The sequence below is a fragment of the Pseudoxanthomonas sp. UTMC 1351 genome (genome assembly GCF_040948865.1).
GTDB lineage: Bacteria > Pseudomonadota > Gammaproteobacteria > Xanthomonadales > Xanthomonadaceae > Pseudoxanthomonas_A.
Genome location: NZ_JAVGJT010000020.1, coordinates 1 through 18841 on the forward strand (window position 1 = coordinate 1; position 18841 = coordinate 18841).

Sequence of the window (18841 nt, forward strand, 5' to 3'; positions counted from 1 at the left end):
CTATGTGGCCGCTCAACTCGTCATGGCAGCAGCATCGGCATAGCGTCCTTGTGGGAGCGATGTGAGTCGCGACGTTGATGTTTCCGGTCGCGACTTACATCGCTCCCACAAGGAATTGATCCGCGCCTTTGTAGAGCCGAGCTTGCTCGGCTGCTCTTTGTTTAGAGCAGCGGAGCAAGCTCCGCTCTACGGAGGGCGGCCGAAACGCAGTTGTTTGTTATCGCCTGCCGTTGCGACGGCCTCATTGCTATCGACTCGGTGTTATCGCGAGGCGCAGCTCCGCTCTACGAGACTGCGCTCGGCCGCGGGCCAAGCTTCCGCGCAATGAAATCCACGCTGGTAATGCACAACTTCTCCGCAGGAACGGACGCGAACTGCGGATGCACCGGCATTTCCGCCAGTTCCTGCAAGCGCTGCGGGCGAGCAGTCGAAGTGTCCAACAATATCTCGTAACCCATGGCCACCGCACGATCGACGAACTCGTGCGCGCGCATGCGGTTCTGATACAGGAAGGCATTGTTCCAGTATTTCCACTGGCGATCCGAATAGCGCAAGTAGTTCAGCTGATGGATGTTGCGATCCACATAAGCGTAGTGATCGCCGCAATTGACCGAATGAAACATCAATCCGCCCGGCGCCAGGATGCGTTGCGACTCGCGGTACATGGCGTCGATCACCTCAGGTGGCACATGCTCCAGCACGCTGTTGGAGAACACCACGTCTACTTCGTCTTCGTCCAATGCTGTGCGGGTGGCGTCGGCCGGCGCCCGATAATGCACCACGCCCTCGGTGGCGTGCTCCAGGTCCTGACCTTCGGCAATGGCGGACTGCAGGCGCGCGTATCGGGCGCGTATATCGGCTTCCGCGGCGCCGCTGGTCTGCGCGATCAACTCCAGCGAGCGTTCCAGGCCGGCAATGCAGGCGCGCAACAGATTGGGCTGAAGATGCCGGTTGAGATCGTAGGTGATAACTCGCCGCGCGCCGGCCAGATAGCAGGCCAGCGGAAAAGTGGGGTACCAGCCGGTACCGATTTCGAACAAACGGCTGTCTTCGATGCGAAGCCCGGTCTGGCGAAGGTGGCCGATCATGATCTTCCAATCGTCCACCTTCATGGACAACTCGCGATCGAAGTTGCTCAGGCCGCCAAACCTGCGCTGCAGACGATAGTGCAGGGCGGTGCCGCCCGGCATGACGCCCAAGACCTTCTGAACCGCGCCTTTTACTCGCCAATGCATGTGCGCCCTCGACTTGGATAAGAGGGTGAAGGAATCAGCCGGCGGATACCGCAGCGGCCGGCGAAGGTGAAGCTGCTCGCTCCGGGTCACGCGATGCGGGTGCCGCGTGGATCTGATGGTGCACCAGCATCGTCGACAACACGCCAACAAAAGCCTGGTTGTCGGCAAACCCGGTGCTGCGGCCCTGGCGGCATTTCTCGAACAGCCGGCCCACCGCGGATGCATCGAAGTAACCAGCGTCGCGTATGCGCTCTTCACTCATCAGATCGGCCACATAGTCCAGCGGCTTGCCGTCGAAGAAGAAGCTCTGGCTGTCCGGCGCGCGATACGGCTGCTTGGTTCGGTTCACGATTTCGGCGGGCAGCAGATCGGCCAATGCGCGGCGCAGCAGGTATTTCTCGGTCATGCCGCGGATCTTGAAACTGGGCGGCAGGCGGTTGGCGAACTCGATGACGCGATGGTCCAGGAATGGAAAACGCGCTTCGATCGAATTCGCCATCGCCACGCGGTCGCCTTGCGAGGACAGCAGATAGCCGGCCAACAGCGTTTTTGCTTCCACATATTGGTCGCGTGCCAAACCGCTCCAGCGATGGATGTCCGGCGGCAGCGTTTGTTCATACGCATCCAACGGATTCCATGCCGAAGCCGTGGCACGCAGCTCGGATGACAGCAGCGATAGAGCGCGTTGCGAAGTCGTCCAGCGCGGCACGTGCGCGAAGATCGGCCGGTGCAGGTGTTCCATGCCTTGGCCGAAAAACGACTGGGCGAAAGCCGGGTTGCTGACGGGTGAATTGCGCAGATAGCCGTACAGCCGTTCCAGCAAACGCGGCCGCAACTTCGATTCGGGCTGCCGTGCCCAGAAGCGGCGGATCTTGGCTTCCTTGAAAAGGTCGTAGCCGCCGAACACTTCATCAGCGCCTTCGCCGGTCAGCACCACTTTGTAACCGTGCTGGCGCACGCTGCCGGCCAGCAGCATGAGCGGTACTGGCGCGGTACGCAGCACCGGCGTTTCGGTGTGGCGAATCAGCCGCGGAAACGCTTCGCCGATGTCGCGCCGTGTGCAGCGCAGCGTGGTGTGGTCGGTGCCCAGGTGCCGCACCATCGTCTGCTGATATTCGCTTTCGTCGTACTCGCCGTCCTCAAACGCGACCGAGAACGTGCGCACCGGTGTATCGGTGAAGCGGCGGATCAGCGCGACGATGCCGGAAGAATCCAGCCCTCCGCTCAGATACGCGCCGACCGGCACATCCGCACGCAGCTGCAAACGAACGGCGTCCACCAGCAGTTCGCGCAACTCGTGCGTGGCCTGTTCGACAGTGAGCGGATAACGCGAAGGCGAGGTTTCTTCCTCAGGCGGGAAGGTCCAATCCCAATAGGACTTCAGCTGTTGCCGGCCATCGCGCTCGACGGTCAGCACGTGCCCCGGCGGCAGGCTTTGCACGCCTTCGTACAACGTATCCGGGTCCACCGCCGACCAATAGGTCAGCGTCTGCATCAGTGCGCGGGGATTCAGGCGCGCGCACTCGGGCATCACCGCCAATAGCGCCTTTACTTCCGAAGCAAACCAGGTGCGCCCGCGGCTGCGTGCATAGAACAGCGGACGGATGCCCGCGCGGTCGCGCGCCAGCAGCAGACGTTGGCGCCTGCTATCCCATAAGGCGATGGCGAATTGGCCGTTGAGGTGTTGAACGAAATCGTCGCCATAGCGGTCATACAAGTGGACGATGACTTCAGTGTCCGACTGCGTATAGAAGCGGTGGCCGGAGGCTTCCAGCTCCTTGCGCAGCTCCACGTAGTTGAAGATCTCGCCGTTGAATACGGTCCACACTGTGCGGCTTGGGTTGTGGATGGGCTGATCGCCGGTGGCCAGATCGATGATCGACAACCGCGCGTGGGCCAGACCGACGCCGGGTTCGGCGTGGTAGCCGTAGCCGTCCGGCCCGCGATGGGCGAGCGAATGGATCATCCGCTCCAGCAAGGGGCGCGTGATGCCGGTGACGACATCGGGTCCGCTGAAGCCTGCAATTCCGCACATCGGTCAAGTCGCTCCTGGCGTAGTCGTTGAGAGTAGTTAGTGCATTTGTTTCAGCTGTTTACGTGAAGACTGGGGATCAGAGGCCAGGGGTGAGGGGCAGGGGCCAGGGGTCAGCGGTCAGAGGAGAGGCGAAGATTGCATTGGCTCTTGCCTCCCCTTTCTTAAAGGGGGATTGAGGGGGATTTGCTTTGACCAGCCATTCGGCTGTTGAGAAGCGCGTCGCCTTCCTCGATCAGAGCAAAAAAGCGTCGGCGGGCTGATCCGTTGGCACCTAGAACAAAATGCTCTAGCTAACAAATACAGAATCGGCCGCGCGTGCTTCCGCCAAGGCTTCTTCGCATGCGGTGTACGTGTCCTGCGCAACTTGGCGCCAGTCGCGCGAAAATCGCCGTGCCAGTGCGCCCTCGTCCCAGTCGCAATCCAACGCTTGCCCCAGACCAGTCGCCAACGCTTGCGGGTTGCGTGCAGGTACCAGCAATCCGCAGGTTTCATCCACCACTTCAGGGATCCCCCCCACCGGCGTCGACACGACAGGACGACCGCAAGCCAGCGCTTCGACCAGTACATTGGGGTGGCCTTCCGAATAACTGGGCAAGGTCACCACGTTGGACGCGCACATCCAGCGTGCGACATCGGCCGGCGGCTGAGCGCCCGCCAAGGTCACCCGCAACGAAGGATCGGCGGCGATGGCAGCGGAAAGCTCGGCTTGCAGCGGACCTTCGCCCACCAGCGCAAGCCGCAAGCGGGGCCGCGTTGCGGATAGTTCGCGTGTTGCTTGAAGCAGTTCGCGCAGGCCTTTTTCCGGCACCAGACGGCCCACGTAGACGATGAGCTCATCGTCGGTAGAAATGCCCAGCGATGCCCGCGCATCCGCGCGGTCGGCCGGATGGAAGATGGCCGCATCGCAACCGTTGGGAATGGCGCGAATGCGCGCCGCGTCGGCGCCGTAGTCGCGCACAGCGACACGGCCCAAGTCTTCGCTGACCACCAGCAAGCGCTGCGCGGCATGCAGCACAGGGCGAGTCAGGCGGCGGCTGATGGCATCGCGCACTCGCAAGTCCGACCCGCGTGCGCCCACCACCAGCGGTATGCCCGCACGCCGCGCGCCCAGCATCGCGCCATAGGCATCCGGGTACAGCCAATAGGACAACACCAGATCGGGAGCGAAATCGCGCAACACTGGCCCGATGGCACGCCCGCACAGCCAACCATTGAACGGACGCGACACCGCCGGCAGTGCCGGATAGCGCACGTATTCGACTTCGCAGCCAGATACCGACTGCTGCGGGTCCGAAGGCCGGAACAGATAGCTGCGCGGCTGTGCCCAGCGCGGGTACGTGGCGACGGGGCTGACCACCTTGACCGTCGCCAGTCGCGCCAGCTCACGAATCGTCTGGTACACGGGGCGGCCGCGGTTCGGTTCCCCGGCAATGGGGAATTGGGAAGTGACGATCAGCAGGCGCATGCGGGCTGGCCGATATCGCACGTAAGCAGCGTTATCTGGAGCATGCAATCGAGGTGATAGAGAGCAAAAGATGCATAACGGAACGTCGCCTTCCTCGCGTGTGGTGGAACTGGATGCCTTGCGGGGTATCGCCGCCCTGGCGGTGGTGGCTTACCACTACACAACGCGGTATGCGGAGGAGATAGGCCACGTGGGCGGGCCGTTGTCCAGCCTGCTGGCCGGCAAGTATGGCGTGCATCTGTTCTTCCTGATCAGCGGCTTCGTGATCTTCATGACCCTGGAACGCTCGCGTAGCGCGATGGACTTCGTGGTGTCGCGCTTTTCCCGCCTGTTTCCCGGTTACTGGGTGGCGTTGACCATCACTGCGATAGTCGTCTACAGCATCGGCTTGCCCCAGCAGGCATTGCCGTTGCCGGATCTGCTGCTCAACATCACCATGGTGCAGGACATCCTGGGCGCCGAGCATCTGGATGGCTCCTATTGGACGCTGCAGGTGGAATTGTTCTTCTACGTGCAGATGCTGTTCTGGTTCATGGTCGGCCAACTCAAGCGCATTCACTGGATCATCGCTGGCTGGCTTTTCCTGGCAGTCTTCAATGGCGTGGTGACGCAGCGCGGTGGGCATTTTCCCTATTTGATCCGAGAGCTGCTGATCCTGCGCCATATTCCCTTCTTCGCACTGGGCATTTTGTTCTTTCGCCTGCGGGCCTACCCACAGGAGCGGCGTTTGAACCTGGCGATGATCGGGCTGTGCCTGTTGGCCATCGCGGTAGCCGAGCAGCCGTTGTTCTTGTTGGTGGCTACGGTCTGCTGCTCTATTTTCACGCTGTTGGTGCTGGGCTGCCTTCGCTTTCTCAATATGCGGCTGTTCGTTTTCCTGGGCGGTATTTCCTATTCGCTTTACCTGATCCACCAAGCCATCGGCTTTAGCGTGATCTATCGGCTGGAAAGCGCCGGCGTGTCCAGTCTGGTCGCCTGCTTGCTGGCAGCGGGCATGTCGATGGGTCTCGCGGTGCTGTTGAGCTATGGCGTGGAGAAGCCCGCGATGCGTTGGATCCGCACGGGCTGGCAGCGCCGAAGCCTATGGCGGACACCGGACTGGCGGGGACAGAATCCCGAGAGCCGCTCGCCTGCAGGGCACGCAGCTTGCAATGCGGGGCATCGGTTTGACAGATAAACAGAAGATAGTTTCCGCAGCCGCATGGAGCATCGGCGCCGGCTTGCTCGGCCGCGGAGTCGGACTGGTCGGTACGCTGCTGATCGCACGTCATCTCAGCCCGGGTATCGTCGCGGAGGTGACGGTCGCGACGATCATCGCGCTGACCGGTAATTGGATTTCCGCCTGGGGCTGCGGACAATACGTCATCGTGCGCGGTGGTGAGGGCAGGGAAGCTATCTTCGCCGCCAGCGTGTTCTATCTGGTTTTCGGTCTCATGGTTATCGCTGGACTCTGGTGGATGGCACCGACGCTGGCTGCCTGGTTCGACACACCACGACTAGCCGAATATCTGCCGGGCGCGCTGATCGGTATCGGCATCCGGCGGCTGGGCGCGATACCCGACAAACTGCTGGCGCGCGAATTGCGCTTTGCTCGCATTGCCTTGGCCACGGCCTTGGGCGATGTGGCCTATGCGCTGGTTGCGGTGACGTTGGTCAGCACAACACAGTTGGGCGGGCAGGCGATGATTTTTGGATTCATCGCGCAGTCCTGCGTGATCGCCGCCATCACCATCGCCGGTACCGGTTGGCGCAGCTGGTTGACGCCGGTGATAGTCAGCGCGGCGCGGTTTCGCGATATTTTCCGGTTCGGCGCGCCCATCACAGGAGAGATCACCCTGAGCGAAGGCGCGCGCTACTGGGACAAGCCGCTGGTATTGCGCTTGCTGGGTGCCGAAAATGCCGGCGCCTACGGCATGGCCTTCAATCTTGCACAACTGCCCGCGATCTACGTAGGTGGACACATCGGCACGGTGATGATGCCGGCAATCGTCCGCGCTCAACCGACGGACCGCGCGCCACTGATCGTGCGTGCGTTGGGACTCACCGCGGTGGTGTTGTTCCCGATGGCGTTCGGCCTTTCCGTATGCGCTCCGACACTCGTCGCTGCGCTACTGCCACCGGAATGGTCGCAAGTGGCGCCGCTGCTCAGCGTGTTGGCAGCGGTGTCGGTGCTGGCGCCGGCAAGTTTCATGCTGGCCTCGTTTCTGGGCGCCCTGGGCGAAAACGGCACGGCGCTGCGCATTGAGCTGCTGACCGTGCTGGTATTGGTAGGGGCGCTTGTACTGTTGTCGCGGTGGGGCGTGGTAGCGGCATCGTTCGCAGTAGGTATTGCGCTAGTTGCGCAACTCGCGCTATCGATAGCGGCGTGTCGCCGCCATGGCTTGAGCCTGCATGGATTGGGTACACCGTTATTGCGGGTGACGGCAGCATGCATGGTGATGGTCGCCGGCGTGCTGCTGCTGCGGGCCATGATGAGCGACTGGCAGGGCGCACCGGTGCTGGGCTTGGTATGCGAAATCGCCTTGGGTGCGGCATTGTATCCGGCCGCATTGGCCTTCTTGGGAAATGATCTGCTGAAAGATGTCCTGCGCCTGCTCAGCGGAACCGGCAAAGCGGAACTGCAGCGCACCCTAGTCGCTTCTCCAGGTGTACAGAATGATTGAGTTCAATACCATCGTCCTGCTGAGCCGCAGCCGTGGGGACGCACCGCCCAAGCCGTTGGCGGAAGGGCAGCGCTTCATCGAACTGCGTGCGGAAGATGCGGAGAGAGTCTCGCAAACGGACCGCCGTTTCGGTCGACGTGGCGATATGGCCCGCATCCTGCGCCGCTTCCAACATGGCTTGCGCTACTTCGCCATTGAGGAAGACGAAGGATTGGTTGGCTGGTTCTGGGTGGCGCACGCGGTTCCACGTTACTTGGACGAACTGCGGTGGATGATCCCACTGGACAATACCCAAGCATGGGCGCGCGATGCTTTCGTGTCGCCTGAGCGGCGTGGAAAAAGACTGATCGCCGCCCTGATGGATCACGCCTGCACCGTCGATAGCGGACCACAGCAATTCCTGTCCGACGTCGATTCCTACAACTACCCCTCATTGCGCGCGCACGAGAAAATGGGATTTAGCAAGGTCGCTACCGTGTGCTCGCTTTCAATAGGCAAGCGATTGCTGCTGCGTGGACGCCCACCAGAAGGATTTCCACCACCGCAAGCGTTGCGCCCTGCACAACGCTTGCTATGGTTGAGCCAGGAAGAGTACGCCTGGCATCGCGGCATGATCGCCTGATTCATCAACGCCCGAGCAAAGCGGCTCGCTCCTCGTAGAGCGGAGCTTGCTCCGCTGCTCGGCTCTACAACGCACGGATGGATTCCTTGTGGGAGCGACATAAGTCGCGACGTTGATGTTTCCGGTCGCGACTCGACCCGGAGTTCGGCTGTTGAAAGCCGCCGCTCCTACAGAGAGGCTGTGCCAACATCGCCACCATACGGATTGATAGCAAACATAAGTCTCGGCTCTACCACTTCCCCGATGTCGAGCTCAGCCAATATTGGTACATGCATTTACCAATATTTCCGTCTTTCTTTTGTCTTCCGGCCAGGATATGTTCCGCAGCATGTGCTTCGCAGGGGTGTTGCGAAGAGGGGCTCAAGGAATTCGGTCCGCAAGGGACCAAGGGAAGAACGGTGAGGGGAATTCAGGAGCGGCCAATCAGCCGGCTTGATGCTGTTGCAGGCGCTTGCCTTAAAAATCACAGAGCGGCAGGGCGATGGATGATTGCCTTGCTGATGCTGACAAGCATTACGGCAATGGCTCAGGACGGCCGGTATACGTGGGAAGAGTTCGGCAACCGGGTGAAAGCCAGCGGCAAGGTTCAACCATTGGGGCCGGAGTTGTTTGGTGATCAGGTCAGCCTGTCCAATGGCGCACTGTCCTTCAGTGCCACCGACGTCAGCATTCCAGGCAATGGCTCGCTGCCTGTAGCGTTTTCGCGCAGCTTCTCAGTGAGCAATCGCAAGGACTATCGCAACGATGCGACGCTTGCCGATTGGAGCCTGGAGGTGCCGCACATTAGCGGTGTCTTCGCTTCCGATTGGCTGGGCTCTACCGCCGGCAATCCGGGCAAGCGCTGCTCGGTCACTACGACTAATGCGGCTCGACCACCGACACCGGGATACGAGTTCGTGGTGGAAGATATCTGGCAGGGCAATAATCTGTCCATTCCTGGCGTGGGCGGCGGCGAGATGCTGCTGACCGATGCGGCAACGACAAAACCTGCTGTAGGCGGGCCTTACTACTGGTACGTCGGTGGCCATATTCATGTGGCGTGCCTGGCCGAGATTCGGAACGGAACGGGCGAAGGCTTTATTGCGACCACGCCTGATGGCACCCGCTACTGGTTCGATTGGATGGCCCAGTATTGGGAGCCGCCACTCAAGGCGTTCGGCGGAACGGTCGCACAACGCCGTAAGAACGTGCTGTATGCCACGCGCGTGGAAGACCGCTTCGGCAATCGGGTCGATTACACCTACACCAACGCGTGGAATGCACCGGCCCGACTGACCGGCATCACGGCCACCGACGGGCGCGCGATCACGGTCCAATACAACAGCAGTGGGCACGTGAGCAGCGTCAGCGACGGTAGCCGCACTTGGCAGTATCACTACGGCGACGCGGGTGATGGGCAACGTACGCTCACCGCCGTCGTGTTGCCGGACACCAGTCGCTGGTCAATTGATCTTGCGGCCTTGTCGCGAGCGGTGATTCGTTATCCGCTCGGTACCGCAGCCGAGCCGGCCCGAAGCTGCTTTTTCAATGCCGCGCCGCTGGCGCCGCTGGAATATGCCGGGACTATCACCCATCCCTCAGGAGCGGTGGGCGAGTTCACCGTGAGTATCCAGACCCATGGTCGCAGCAGCGTACCGGTGAGCTGTTCGAACTTCACGACCGGGTTGCCTCCAACCGGCAACGACATGAACGATGACGTCAACCAATGGACGGGTTTCTACGAAGCGTTCTCGCTCAAATCCAAAAAAGTCACCGGCCCTGGTCTGCCGATCACGCAGTGGACCTACGGCTATACGGCCAATCAGAGTTTCTATTTTTATCCCGGCAGTTCCGCCGGCAATCCCGTTTGTCCGGCAGGCACCGATTGCAGCCTGCCGCCTTGCACCTCCGAAAGCTGCGCCAGGAGCAGTCAGACTTTGGTCACTGGACCGGGTGGCGACTGGACTCGCTATTACTACGGCAACACGTACCGCTACAACGAGGGCAAATTAGTTAAAACAGAAAATGGTACGGGCGCTTCGACGGTCCTGCGGACCACGGCCAACACTTACGATCTTAGTCAGGCGGCAGCGGCCTATCCCGCTAGATACGGTACCAGTGCAAGAGAGAAAGGTGATGGCTTTGCCGCCGAGTATCATCGTCCGCACGTCGCAAGCACCATGACGGAGCAAGGAACGACGCTTACCCGTTCGATCAACAGTTTTGACAGCTTCGCCCGCCCATTGAGCGTAACGCGGCAAAGTCCTTGGCATACCCGCACGGATGTGACCGCTTATCACGACCATCTGGCCAAGTGGGTACTGGGTCAGACGCTGAGTGTCACCAACCTCAACACCACGCCCAACGTAGTGCTGTCGCGCGCCGAACATGATCCGGCTACGGCGCTGCCGTTGCGGTACTACGGCCCGGGTACGACCGGTACTTCCGGCAAGCTGGTGCAAACATTGACCTATAACGCCGACGGCACCGTGGCGACGGTCAAGGACGGCAACAACCACATCACCACATTGGGCAGTTGGTACCGCGGCATTCCTCGCATCATTACCTACGCAGACACCCGCAGCCAGTCGGCGGTGGTGAATCCGTCGGGGTGGATCACCCAGGTGACCGACGAGAACGAGGTGGCCACCCATTACACCCATGATGCGATGGGGCGGCTGGCCAGTATCATTTACCCCACCGGCGACACGACGGTGTGGCACACCACCACTCAGGTGTTCGAACCGGTCGCGGCGACGGAGTACGGCATCGGCGCCGGTCACTGGCGGCAGACCATCAGCACCGGCAACGCCCGCAAGATCGCCTACTTCGATGCGCTATGGCGGCCATTGGTCACTCAGGAATACGACGCCGCCAACGTGGCCGGCACCCAACGCTTCAGCCGCTTCGCCTACGACCACGAAGGCCGGACCACATTCGCCTCTTACCCGGGCACCACGGATGCCCTGACTACGGGCATCTGGACTGAATACGATGCCTTGGGCCGAGTGGCGTCGGTGTCGCAGGATAGCGAAGGCACACCGCTGACGACATTGACGCAGTACCTGCCAGGCTTCCAAACGCGGGTCACCAACCCGCGCAACCAAGTGACGCTAACGGGTTACCAGGTGTTTGATCAGCCGAGCTATGACGCGCCGGTGTGGATCCAGCACCCGGAGAACGCCCGCACCGACATTGCACGCGATGTGTTCGGCAAACCGACTTCGTTGACCCGACGCGATGCCGGCAATACACAACTGGTGACGCGCAGCTACAGCTACGATGGCTACCAGCAGCTGTGCAAGGCCGTGGAGCCGGAGACCGGGGCTACGCTGATGGGCTATGACAATGCCGGCAACCTGGCCTGGTCCTCGGCCGGCCTGCCAGTCAATGCCATCTGCGAAGCCGGTGGCACGACCAGCACCGTCGCCGCACGCAAGGCCAGCCGCACCTACGATGCCCGCCACCCCTCAAGACGCTGAGCTTCCCGGACGGACGCGGCAACCAGGTCTGGGACTACACGCCCGATGGTTTGCCGGCCACGATCACCACGCACAACAGCAATGGCGGCGACCCGGTCGTCAACAGCTACGGCTACAACAAACGGCGCCTGCTGACGAGCGAGAACGTCAACCAGCCCAGCTGGTACACCTGGAACCTGGGTTACCAATACGACGGCAACGGCGCCTTGGCCCAACTGACCTATCCCAGCGGATTGCAGGTGGACTTCGCCCCCAACGCACTGGGCCAGCCGACCCAGGCCGGCGCCTACGCCACCGGCGTCAGCTACTACCCCAACGGGGCCATCCATCAGTTCACCTACGGCAACGGCATCGTGCATGCGATGACGCAGAACACACGTCAGCTGCCGCTGCGGGTGCAGTCGGGCAATGTGGTGGGTTACGAATACGGTTACGACCGCAACGCCAACCCGACGCAGATCCACGACCTGGTGCGCGGGACGAACTACAGCCGCACGCTGGAGTACGACGGCCTGGACCGGCTGACGGCGGCCGGCTCGGCGATGTTCGGCGGCGACCACTGGCACCGCTTTACTTACGATGCGGTGGACAATCTCAGGTCCTGGAAGCTGGCCGGGGTGAAGGATTACGCCGACTACTATTACGAATCCAACACCAATCGATTGCTGAGCATCCAGAACACCGCCGGCGCGACGATCGTGGGGGTGTCCTACGACGAACAAGGCAATCTGGCCATCAAGAACGGTCAGCAGTACGCGTTCGACTTCGGCAATCGCCTGCGCGAAACGACCGACAAGGAAACCTACCGCTACGACGGTCACGGCCGCCGGGTGCAGGCTTCCACGCCCGGGCAGGCGCACATCCTGTCGATGTACGGCCAGGACGGCGCATTACGCCGGCAAGAAGATCACCGCACCGGCAAGCACTACGAATACATCACCCTGGCCGGCAGCATGGTGGCCAAGGTCACCACCGTGGTGGCCCCCGGCACACCCAGCCTGACCACGCCCGGCTATAACGCCGGCGGCAGCTATACCGTCAGTTGGACCGCGATGGCTACCGCGACCAGCTACCAGTTGCAGGAGGCGGTGAACGGCGGCAGCTGGACGGCAGCCTATACCGGCGCGAGTCTCAGCAAGGCCTATACCGGCAAAGGCGGTGGCAGCTACAGCTATCGCGTGCGGGCATGCCAAGCCAGCAGTTGCGGTGGCTGGAGCAACACCGGCACGACCGCAGTGGAACTGGCGCCGGCCAGCGCACCGAGCGTAAGCGTACCGGCCAGTGCGCCCAACGGTAATTACACCGTCAGCTGGACCGCGGTGAGCGCGGCGAGCACCTACACATTGGAAGAAAGTGCCAACGGCGGCAGCTGGGCCAGCGTGCAAAACACCGCCAGCCAGAGCAAGGCTTACAGCGGCAAGGCGGCGGGCAGCTACAGCTACCGGGTCAAGGCCTGCAACCCGGCCGGCTGTGGACCGACCTCGGCAAGCGCCACCACCCAATCCGTTCACCCGCCCAGCAGCGCCCCGGCGTTGACGGTGCCGGCCAGCAGCTACACCGGCAGCTACACGGTGAGTTGGACGGCGGTAGCGGGCGCGACCAGCTACCAGTTGGAAGAGCAGGTAAGCGGCGGCAGCTGGGCACTGATCCACAACGCGGCCGGCAGCAGCAAAGCCATCAGCGGCAAGGCGGCAGGCAGTTACGGCTATCGAGTCAAAGCGTGCAATGCGGCGGGTTGCGGACCGCTAACGGCCGTCCAGGCGATACAGGTGACGTTGCCGCCGACCGCAGCGCCATCACTGGCTGCGCCAGCCAGTAGCACGACGGGCAGTTACACGGTCAGTTGGGGTAGCGTGGCGGCGGCGACCAGCTACCAGTTGGAAGAACGGCCTTCTGGCGGCAACTGGACGCTCATCCACAACGCCGCCGGCAATAGCCGCGCCATCGGCGGCAAAGCGGCTGGCACCTACGAATACCGGGTGCGGGCGTGCAATGTTGCCGGTTGTGCGGCCTATAGCGCAGTGGCCGCCACCCATGTGACGTTGCCGCCGACCAGTGCGCCATCGTTGACGGTGCCAGCGGGTAGCACCACCGGCGCTTACGTAGTGAGCTGGACAGCGGTGAGCGCGGCAACGTCCTATCCCTTGGAAGAGCGCAGCAATGGTGGCGCCTGGGCACAGATCCACAATGCCGCGACGACCAGCAAAGTAGTGTCCGGCAAGGCCCCGGGGACCTATGAATACCGGGTACGGGCCTGCAATGCAGCCGGCTGCGGCGGCGATTCCGCCATCAAGGCCATCACCTTGACGACGCCACCGACGCCGACGGGTTTGAATGCGGCGCAGATGTCCCACGCGTGCGAAACGGCCTGGGGTGCTTCAAGCGGGGCAAGCAGTTACGAGCTGCGAAACTCAGGGGGCACTATCTATCAAGGCGGCAATACCTGGTTCTCGCAGACCAGCCCGCAGACTTGCCTGGCGCCGTACACGGTGCGGGCGTGCAATGGCGTGGGGTGTTCGGGCTGGTCGGCGCCGGCGTATCCGCCGGGCGGCGGCGGGGGTATTGAGTCGGTGCAGGCGATGGACCTGCGCCAGGAAACCACCACCGCGGAAGGTGCCGAATGAGCCGGTACCTGTTGCGATGGTTATTGGGCCTGCTGCTGGTCAGTGGAGGGCCGTTGGCGCAGGCGCAGACCACGGTGGAGTACATCCACACCGACGCGCTGGGCAGTCCGGTGGCGGTGACCAACCAAGCGGGGCAAGTGATTGAGCGGCTTGACTACGAACCGTACGGGGCGATCATCGGCCAGCCCAACTATGGTGGTATTGGGTTTACCGGGCATGTGCAGGACGCGGCGACTGGGCTGACGTATATGCAGCAGCGCTATTACGATCCGCAGTGTGGGTGCTTCCTTAGCGTTGATCCCGTAACGGCCTACGACAAGGGCGACATGCGGTTCTTCAATCGTTACGCCTACGCCTTCAACAATCCGTATAAGTTCACCGACCCGGATGGACGGCAATCGAGAGATTTTGACTCGATATCGAGGGAGGCAGGAACTTATCTCAAGACGCCGCCGCCAAGTCCGAAAGACTGGCTAGGCCCTACCATTGGTGGCGCGCTTGCTGTTGTTATGGCGCCAGTAGTTGCCATTGCCGGATGGGAAGTAGGGATGGCAGCGCTTGCCAATCCTGCGACGACGACAGCAATTGTTAGCGAAGTCGGCGCTGCTGCGGGAGTGACCGGTACTGCAAGTACACTTAAGCCTGGCCCATTCGCTGGTGCTTCGATGCCGGCACGATCTTCAGCACAGACTTTTACCACTGCAGAACGTGCGGCAGTAAACAAGATCGGCCAGGCGAGCGGCTGTCACACGTGCGGAACGACGAATCCTGGCACCAAGAGCGGAAACTTTGTTCCCGATCACCAGCCTGTATCGAGACTCAATAGCACGAACGCTCCGCAGCAGTTGTATCCGCAATGTTTGACTTGTAGCAAACAGCAAGGGCTTGATGTCATCAAGGAATTGAGGAAGAAAGACCCATGAAAGAAACCATTACCTTCTCACCCCCCAACTCTCTGATTCTTGTTATGGATTACGAGGCTGGGGTGGTGCCAGACCAGATCACTTCGGAACTTGTTGTCGCTACCGAGTCATGCCTTGCAATCGGCACATTAGCCGCCCCCGATGGGGAAACCGCAATCACTCTGACCAGTGATCTGGAAGGCATGGAGGTTGGTGAAGTGGTCTTCGATGGCGAGTTGTCCACCCCGAATAAAGAGTTGTCGGTCTGCAACGTTTTGAACGAAAGGCTGCTTACCCTGCCGGTGTCGACAATCTCAACTAGTGTCAAAGTCTTTGCGAATAATCCTGCTGAACCGGATCAGATCGTAGTCTTTGCGAAGCCTTAACCGACAAGAGCACAAGCCCGTCCTGGGGGGCTTGTCACTTCTGCGGCTTCGTTGCCGATGCTGGCGGCGCCACTAACGTCTTGCGTTGCTCTTGTCGGCCGTCCACCGTGAACTCTGGTTGGTGCGTTCGCAGATCAAGATAGTCTGGCAGCGATCCGTGAGCGCAATGCGGCCACGAAAAACAGGGGTCAGAGTCTGAGGCATCCCCACGATCCGATTGGGTTAGCGGGAGGTGTTAACACCTATGCCTATGTTGAAGGAAACCCAATTTCAAATGCTGACCCGTCGGGATCAGATATTACGGCTTGTCGTTACAGTGGGGCTGGTGGATTCGGACATGTTGGGGCTGGCATAAATACGGACACGACAGCGGGTTATTACCCTCAATCGGATGCTCCTGGAAATCCAGTAACGGGCACTCCTGGAACATTGCGCTTAGATGAGCTCGGGAAGCGACAAGAGTGCAAAACAATAGAAACCAGCGCAGAGCAAGATAAAAAGATGGCCGCCTATATGCACGCAGTGGCCAAGAATCCAGGTGAGTACCAGCTCACAGGCAATAATTGCGTTAATTTTGTACGTCAAGTTCTGCTGCGTGGCGGAGTGCAATCATCTTCAGCGATTCAGCCGAAACCATTCTTTAAAGATCTTCCTGGCAAGCCTTGAATTTTGGTATATCGATGAATAATTTTGCTCGGGCCGTTATTGTTTCTGTCGCGCTGGGTGCGTCAATCCCGATTGTTTGGTCGCTCCTCTATTATGGTGTTGGAGGAGCATTTCCTGAGTTTAAAGATGGACTATTGACCGCTTCAGGCTCCAACACTCTGCGACTTCTTATTTGGCCAACATCGATACTCTTGCTTGGCGACCCAGACGATAGTAACTACGGGTTGGTACTGGTCTCGGTGGCAGGAAATATGCTGCTCTACGGATTGCTGGGGGCGCTTATTTGGATGGGACTTCATCGCTCAAAAATGTATCTAATCTTTCCTGTGTTGCTAACAGCAGGAATTTGGTATTGGGTACTCATTTTATAGCCAGCATAGCCTGGGTAAGCCAGCGTAGCCTGGGTAAGCGAAGCGCACCCGGGGCGACTTACACGGATATTCAACGTTCCCAGGTGCGGCGTTTGGTCTTGCCTGGGCTACTTGCTTATCCGCTTGACAGTGGCTGCGCTGTAGGTCAAAAAAGGCGCGTCTAGGAAATTTTGCCAAGGCCGGAACCCGCTTCAATGCTCGCAACACTGCCAAGCCCTTATCTCATCAAGAGAAATCATCACCGACTACGACGACGCACGTCGGGTCGAACTGTTTATGCCTTGCGCGAAGCAATCCGGTTAACTTCGTCGACCCCTATGGCCTCGCTGATTGCCGATATTCGATCAGCGGCCACTCACTGGAATGTCTCTCAGAAGCAGGGGAAACCTACTCGCTCGGACCTTCTGGTATGTTTTCCGGTATAGCGCTTCCTCACGTCCAATCTCCTTCTCTCGGGGAATTGGACTCCAAATCGGTGCGCTACTCAAAACCGGGGGGCGTCGGAGTCAGGAAGAAGTTACACATCAACTACCACCAAGGAGTGCTCCAGTGATTAAAAAGGTACTTGCGGTTCTCGCGCTGCAGATCCCCGCACTTTCACTTGCAGGGGTCTGCGATCCAGCAGGTTGTACGGGGAAGGTGAAAACCCTGTATCCGCACGGATCAACCGGACACGTATACATAGACATGGATGCGGACAACAAGTCAGTGCTCAATTGCACGTTGTCTCAAGGGGTATTCATTACGTTGAGGGAAACCAACAAGCGGCATGCGGAAATTTACTCGATGCTTTTGACGGCCTCCGTTATGGGAAAGGATGTTCGTGTAAGGATCATTGAAGGCACGCCCGACTGTGAGCTTATCTATACGATGCTTAGTTCATGATATCGCTGGGCGGTGGGGCATTCTTGGTGTTGTTAGTATCTGAGAGAGCGCTTATTTTGGCTTGGTAGATATGGGGCTAGATCGGGAGCTTTTGGCGACAGGTTCTCGTCTGCTCGTCGTTTTTTATGCGTAGAGCGGAGCTTGCTCCGCTGCTCTGCTCTGTTGAGCGAGGGTTCTTGCCTTTTGTCTTCCGGAACAAAGAGCAGCGGAGCAAGCTCCGCTCTACGTGGAGCAAAGCCCGCTGACTGGAGCTTTTTCGTGCTAACAGATTGCTGTCTCGGCACATCAACGTTGTTGCTTTGATGCGGGGAGAGCAAAAGGCAAATCCCCCTCGATCCCCCTTCTTCGAAGGGGGAAGAAAAAGCGAAACCTGCCGGCTTCCGGTTCTCGTCTTTCCGTAAACAGCTGAAGCAAAAATGCTCTAGCTGTCGCGTTCCAATCTATAAGCCAGCGGCCGCAGAAACCTTGCAGCCGTCATCGCATGACTGCTCAGCTGCGTCGTGGTCAACACACCCGTCATCATGGTCTCGCGATCGGGCAGCATGTTGGCCAGGTAGGAGTCCTGCTGGGCTTGGCTGTCGAAGGTGGTGGCGTGCGGCCATAGGGTGGGCATTTGTTCGAAGAGCAGTAGTTCGTTCAAGCGGCCGGGGCTGGCGGCGGCGTAGCCGTGGTGCCAGCCGGTCTTGAAGCCGTTCAATGTGCCGCCTAGCAGCAGGTTGCTGCTGGACGCGATGACTTCTCCGCCGCATAGAGTCTCGGCGAATACGGCGGCGCCGGTTTGGCGGAACCGTTCCATCATTTCCTGGAAGAAACGGGTGTGTGCCTGCGAGCTGAGCAGGGAGCTGCCGGCGTCGCCTTTCCAGCCGTCGTGTTCGAGTTCCAGATGTGTTTGTGTGGCGCGGCCGTTGGCTTGTGGGCCTTGCAGGATGCGGAAGGTGGTTTCGCCGCGGCCTTGCAGGCGTCGGTGGCGGCGGCGCAGGTCTTTGACCACGGCGGAGGGAAGACGCTTCACGACCTCTTCCTGCGTGTTCAGGCGCAGGACCGGGCGGTGGAAGCGGTGGCGTTCGAACCAGCGTCCGCCCGCGGTGCGCAGTTGCCGCCGCATGGTTTCCATCACCAGGCAATCGGCCATCACGTTGTGGAAAGCCAATGCATGCCGGCGAGGTTTGTCGTCGCGAAGGAAGCGCAGCAGCGCCTCGGCGACAGCGACTGATTCTCCTGGCAAATGCAGCAGGCCGGAGCGGAACGAATGAGCGCAGCGGTAGCTGCGCAGATGCGGCACCGGTATGAAGAGGTTCGCGCGCTCGGGCGTAAAGCAGCCCACGCCAATGAGTTCGCCTGATCGGTATATCGATGCGATCCACGGCGTGTGCTCTGGCGTCAGCCAACGCGCGGCGGGTAATACGAACTCCGGCGCGGAGAACGGGTTGGGCTTTTCCGCCTTGCGCGCCAGTTCGCTCCAGGACGCGATGGCAGCTTCGTCCAGGCCGGCAAGCGGCTGCCAGGTCAGGCTGACGTTCACAGGC

General features: G+C 60.5%; 14 protein-coding genes. 10 read left to right on the forward strand and 4 right to left on the reverse strand.

Translation table 11 applies throughout. The annotated features are described in order from the left end of the window. Positions 1-284 precede the first annotated feature (284 nt). The 3 genes from AB6O04_RS14565 to AB6O04_RS14575 all read right to left on the reverse strand — a co-directional run bounded on the left by AB6O04_RS14565 (position 285) and on the right by AB6O04_RS14575 (position 4735). Positions 285-1235 carry a class I SAM-dependent methyltransferase gene (locus tag AB6O04_RS14565; RefSeq protein ID WP_368564794.1) on the reverse strand — a complete coding sequence of 317 codons (951 nt, stop codon included), beginning with the start codon at positions 1233-1235 and terminating at the stop codon, positions 285-287. 34 nt (positions 1236-1269) lie between these two features. Continuing rightward, a complete protein-coding gene (asnB, locus tag AB6O04_RS14570) occupies positions 1270-3270 on the reverse strand; it encodes an asparagine synthase (glutamine-hydrolyzing) (protein WP_368564795.1) in 2001 nt (666 codons plus the stop codon). A 286-nt stretch (positions 3271-3556) separates the two neighbouring features. Further along, positions 3557-4735, reverse strand: coding sequence for a glycosyltransferase (locus tag AB6O04_RS14575; protein ID WP_368564796.1), 1179 nt, complete (start codon positions 4733-4735; stop codon positions 3557-3559). Between the two features lie 70 nt (positions 4736-4805). On the opposite strand from AB6O04_RS14575, the gene AB6O04_RS14580 reads away from it, so the two are divergent. The 10 genes from AB6O04_RS14580 (at position 4806) to AB6O04_RS14625 (ending at position 17315) form a co-directional block, all read left to right on the forward strand. Then, positions 4806-5912, forward strand: a complete 1107-nt coding sequence (locus AB6O04_RS14580) for an acyltransferase family protein (RefSeq protein ID WP_368564797.1) — start codon at positions 4806-4808, stop codon at positions 5910-5912. Next, positions 5887-7398 carry an oligosaccharide flippase family protein gene (locus AB6O04_RS14585; RefSeq protein ID WP_368564798.1) on the forward strand — a complete coding sequence of 504 codons (1512 nt, stop codon included), beginning with the start codon at positions 5887-5889 and terminating at the stop codon, positions 7396-7398. The genes AB6O04_RS14580 and AB6O04_RS14585 overlap by 26 nt, the downstream gene beginning before the upstream one ends. Beyond that, on the forward strand, positions 7391-8020 hold the full coding sequence (locus AB6O04_RS14590) for an N-acetyltransferase family protein (RefSeq protein ID WP_368564799.1): 630 nt from the start codon (positions 7391-7393) through the stop codon (positions 8018-8020). The genes AB6O04_RS14585 and AB6O04_RS14590 overlap by 8 nt, the downstream gene beginning before the upstream one ends. Positions 8021-8520: 500 nt before the next feature. Then, a complete protein-coding gene (locus AB6O04_RS14595) occupies positions 8521-11481 on the forward strand; it encodes a wall associated protein (protein ID WP_368564801.1) in 2961 nt (986 codons plus the stop codon). Between the two features lie 50 nt (positions 11482-11531). Continuing rightward, positions 11532-14105, forward strand: coding sequence for a hypothetical protein (locus AB6O04_RS14600; protein WP_368564802.1), 2574 nt, complete (start codon positions 11532-11534; stop codon positions 14103-14105). Continuing rightward, a complete protein-coding gene (locus tag AB6O04_RS14605) occupies positions 14102-15028 on the forward strand; it encodes an RHS repeat domain-containing protein (protein ID WP_368564803.1) in 927 nt (308 codons plus the stop codon). The genes AB6O04_RS14600 and AB6O04_RS14605 overlap by 4 nt, the downstream gene beginning before the upstream one ends. After that, positions 15025-15393, forward strand: a complete 369-nt coding sequence (locus AB6O04_RS14610) for a hypothetical protein (protein WP_368564804.1) — start codon at positions 15025-15027, stop codon at positions 15391-15393. Before AB6O04_RS14605 ends, AB6O04_RS14610 begins: the two co-directional genes overlap by 4 nt. Positions 15394-15894: 501 nt before the next feature. Continuing rightward, positions 15895-16059 carry a hypothetical protein gene (locus tag AB6O04_RS14615; protein ID WP_368564805.1) on the forward strand — a complete coding sequence of 55 codons (165 nt, stop codon included), beginning with the start codon at positions 15895-15897 and terminating at the stop codon, positions 16057-16059. Between the two features lie 14 nt (positions 16060-16073). Beyond that, a complete protein-coding gene (locus AB6O04_RS14620; RefSeq protein WP_368564807.1) occupies positions 16074-16430 on the forward strand; it encodes a hypothetical protein in 357 nt (118 codons plus the stop codon). Between the two features lie 549 nt (positions 16431-16979). Next, on the forward strand, positions 16980-17315 hold the full coding sequence (locus AB6O04_RS14625; RefSeq protein WP_368564808.1) for a hypothetical protein: 336 nt from the start codon (positions 16980-16982) through the stop codon (positions 17313-17315). Between the two features lie 421 nt (positions 17316-17736). On the opposite strand, the gene AB6O04_RS14630 is transcribed toward AB6O04_RS14625, so the two are convergent. Further along, the gene (locus AB6O04_RS14630; protein WP_368564809.1) at positions 17737-18837 is read right to left on the reverse strand and encodes a GNAT family N-acetyltransferase; all 1101 of its coding nucleotides are present in this window, start codon (positions 18835-18837) and stop codon (positions 17737-17739) included. Positions 18838-18841 lie beyond the last annotated feature (4 nt).